Consider the following 4,343-nt stretch of genomic DNA (forward strand, 5'->3'; position numbering starts at 1 on the left):
ATGCGCTCCGCGAACACAGGCGCGGTGTCGAGAAGCTCGGCACCCATCCCGGCCCACTGCGACCCCTGACCGGGGAAGACGAACACCACCCGACCCCCAGACCCGGTCCTCGGGTTCAAGTCGTCCAGAGCTTCGATGAGTTCGGCTCGGCTTCGCCCGACGACGACGGCCCGGTGATCGAACTCCGTCCGGCTCGCCAGGGTCCAGCCGACGTTCACCGGCGACAGGTCAGCACTGTTCTCGGCATGGGTCCGCAGCTTGGCCGCCTGCTCCCGCAGAGCATCGGCACTACGCGCGGACAGCACCCACGGCACCGCCACCGGCTCGACAGGAACCGACTGCTCCGACTGCTCAGCCTCAGGAGCCTCCTCCAGGATGACGTGCGCGTTCGTACCACTCACACCGAACGACGACACACCCGCCCGACGCGGACGCCCCTCGGCCTCCGGCCACTCCCGCGCCTCGGCCAACAGCTCCACCGCACCCGCCGACCAATCCACCTTCGACGACGGCTCGGTGACGTGCAGCGTCCGCGGCAGCACACCGTGCCGCATCGCCTCGACCATCTTGATCACACCGGCCACGCCCGCGGCGGCCTGCGTGTGGCCGATGTTCGACTTGACGGAGCCGAGCCACAGGGGCCGGTCGCGGTCCTGCCCGTAGGTGGCGAGCAGGGCCTGGGCCTCGATCGGGTCGCCGAGCGTCGTGCCCGTACCGTGCGCCTCGACGGCGTCGACGTCCGATGCCGAGAGCCGCGCGTTCGCCAGCGCGGCACGGATGACGCGCTGCTGCGAAGGCCCGTTGGGCGCGGTGAGGCCGTTGCTGGCGCCGTCCTGGTTCACAGCCGAACCACGCACCACCGCCAGCACCTTGTGGCCGTTGCGCCGCGCGTCCGACAACCGCTCCAACAGCAGCATGCCCACACCCTCGCCCCAACCCGTGCCGTCGGCGCCGTCGGAGAAGGACTTGCAGCGGCCGTCCGGCGACAGACCCCGCTGCCGGCTGAACTCCACGAGCAGACCGGGGCTTGTCATGACGCTCACACCACCGGCGAGGGCCAGGGTGCACTCGCCGGTGCGCAGGGCCTGGACGGCCAGGTGCAGGGCGACCAGGGACGAGGAGCACGCCGTGTCCACCGACACCGCGGGGCCTTCGAGTCCGAAGGTGTAGGAGAGGCGTCCGGAGACGACGCTGGCCGCGATGCCCGTGGCCAGGTAGCCCTCGGACTCCTTGGGTGAACGCTGCATCAGCGCGCTGTAGTCCTGGCCGTTCGTGCCCGCGAAGACGCCCGTCCTGCTGCCGCGCAGCGAGGTGGGGTCGATGCCCGCGCGCTCGATGGCCTCCCAGGCCGTTTCCAGCAGCAGTCGCTGCTGCGGGTCCATGGCGACGGCCTCGCGCGGGGCGATGCCGAAGAAAGTGGGATCGAAGTCGCCGGCGTTCTCCAGGAAGGAGCCCGTGCGCACGTACGTCGTGCCGAGGTGGTCCGGGTCCGGGTGGTAGAGGCTGTCGATGTCCCAGCCCCGGTTCGCCGGGAATTCCACGATCGCGTCGTCGCCCACGGCCAGCATCCGCCACAGGCCCTCGGGGGAGTCCGCTCCCCCCGGGAAGCGGCAGCCCATGCCGACGACGGCGATCAGCTCGTCGTCCGTCGTCGTGGCCGCGGCGGAGGCGGAGACAGGGGCGGACTCGGCGGTCCCGTCCGTCGTACCGAGAAGTTCGGAGTGCAGGTGCTGGGCGAGTGCGGTGGGCGTGGCGTAGTCGAAGACCAGGGTGGCCGGGAGTGCCAGGCCGGTCTCGGCGGCGAGCCGGTTGCGCAGCTCGACGCCGGTCAGCGAGTCGAACCCGGTGTCCTTGAAGGGGCGTACGGCGCCTATGGCCTCGGCGGAGGCGTGGCCGAGCACCTGGGCGGCGCTCTCGCGCACCAGGTCGAGCAGCGCCTTCTGCCGGTCGGCCGGGGCGACGCCGGCCAGGCGCCGGGGCAGGGCCGGGCCGTCCTGGGCGGCTGTCGTGCGCTGCCGGGTGACGGCGCGGCGGGTGGTGCGCGGTGCCAGGCCGCGCAGTACGGCCGGAAGGTGGTCGTTGGCGCGCAGGGCGGCCACGTCCAGTCGTACGGGGACGAGGGCGGGCCGTCCAGAGGTCAGGCCCGCGTCGAACAGCGAGAGACCCTGTGCCGCGGAGAGCGGCAGGATGCCCTCGCGGGCGATCCGGGCCAGGTCGACCTCGCCGAGGTCGCCGCCCATGCCGCCGAGTTCCGGGCCCCACAGGCCCCAGGCCAGGGAGACGGCGGGCAGGCCGTGGGCGTGCCGGTACGCGGCCAGGGCGTCGAGGAAGGCGTTCGCGGCGACGTAGTTGCCCTGTCCGGCACCGCCGAAGGCCGCGGCCGCCGACGAGAACAGCACGAAGGCGCGCAGGGGCAGATCGGCGGTCAGCTCGTGCAGGTGCCAGGCCGCGTCGACCTTCGGGCGCAGTACGGCGTGCAGGTCGTCGGCGGCGAGGGTGCTCAGGAGGCCGTCCGCGACGACGCCGGCCGTGTGCACCACCGCGGTCAGCCGGTCGCCGATCGAGCCCACCAGCTGCGCCATGGCCTCGCGGTCGGCGACATCGGCGGCCACCATGCGCACGCTCAGACCGAGCGCGGCGAGCTCGTCGGCCCAACGCGGATCCCGCCCGGAGCGGGAGACCAGCACCAGTTCCCGTACGCCGTGGGCGTCGGCGAGGTGGCGCACCACCAGTCGGCCCAGACCGCCGGTCGCACCGGTCACCAGGGCCACGCCGTCGGAGAGCCGCAGGTCCGCGGCGGTGGCTGCGGAGGCGGGCGTGGTGGATGCCGGTGCGGCCGCTGAGGGGGCGGGGGCGGCGGCCTTGAGGCGGGCGACGCGGGCACGGCCGTCGCGGACGGCGACCCACGGCTCGTCGGGACCGGCGGCGAGACCGGCGCGAAGGGTCCTCGTGTCGATGGGCACGGCGCCCGTCTCGGTCACCGGGACCTCGGCCTGCAGGAGGGCGAATCGGCCCGGGTTCTCCGACTGGGCGGAACGCAGCAGCCCCCGTACCGGCTCGGCGACCAGCTCGGCGTCCGACCCGGCCGGCCCGGCCTGCGTGACCACCACGAGCCGGGAGTCCGTCGTCCGCGGGTCGGCCAGCCAGCTCTGGAGTACCTCCAGTACGCGCTGCGCGACGGTGTGCACCCGTTCCGGCAGCGGGCACCGCGGATCGCCACTACCGGGGTCGAACACGACGACCGGCGGCAGCGTGTGGCCGGCCGGCAGGTCGCGGAGGTCGTCGTACAGGCTCCATTCGGCCGGGGCATCGGCCTGGCCGGCCTGCGCCGGCACCCACTCGACCTCGAACAGCGAGTCCCGTGCGACAGGCGCCTGGGCGACGGGCAGTTCCTCCGCGGCGAGCGGGCGCAGCGCCACCGCCTCGATGCCGAGTACGGCAGACCCGTCGTCGTCGGCGGCGCTGACCGCCACCGTGCCCTCACCGGCGGGAGTGAGACACACGCGCAGGGACCGGGCGCCGGTCGCGTGGCGCCGCGCACCACGGACCGAGTGGGCGAGGAGTCCCGTGCCGGAGGTGACGGGAGCCGCGGTGTCGAGGCGCCCGGCCAGTCGCAAGACCGCGTCCAGCACCGTCGGATGCACCCCGTACCGGTCGGCGTCCGCCTCGTCTTCCGTGGCCGCCGGCAGGGACACCTCCGCGTACAGCCGTCCTTCGGCCTCCCAGACCGCCGCTACACCGTCGGCCTCCGGACCGTCCACCTGGACGGCGTCCTGCGGAGGCCAGGTGGTGAGGTCCCGCGGCAGTGCCGTGGCGCCGTCCCAGGGAACCATCGTGCCGACGGCGTGCTCCTGCCAGCCGTCCGGGTCGGTGGCAGCGGCGTCGCCACGAGAGTGCACACGCAGCGAACGGTGTCCCTCGGCGTCCGGTGCGTCCAGGACGAGCTGAACGACCGTGCCTCCAGTGGCGGACACGACGATCGGCGCGGACACGGTCAGTTCCCCGATCACCGGTGCGTCCACCTGCTCGCCGGCGTGCGTCAGCAGATCGACCAGGGCCGCCGTCGGCAGCACCGCTGCCTCACCGACACGGTGATGCGCCAGCCAGGGCTGTGCCTGCTGCGAGAGGCGAGCGGTCCAGAGGCGACTCCCCTCCCCCGCGACCTCCAACGCCGCTCCCAGAAGAGGGTGTCCGCCGGCGGCCATACCTACGGCGGTCAGGTCGCCGCGGGCTGCTTCGGGGCCGTCCTCCAGCCAGTAGCGCTGGCGTTGGAAGGCGTAGGTGGGCAGGTCGACACGGCTGGCGCCGGTACCGGTGAAGGCCTGCGACCAGTCCACCGCAAC

At 73.5% G+C, this 4,343-nt stretch carries 1 protein-coding gene; it reads right to left on the bottom strand.

Annotated features, from left to right (window positions below):
• Nucleotides 1–4,343 (bottom strand): type I polyketide synthase (locus ABZ079_RS36725; RefSeq protein WP_356943780.1); only part of this gene is annotated, 4,343 nt, incomplete at both ends.

This window comes from Streptomyces sp. NPDC006314 (assembly GCF_040613075.1).
Taxonomy (GTDB): Bacteria; Actinomycetota; Actinomycetes; order Streptomycetales; family Streptomycetaceae; genus Streptomyces.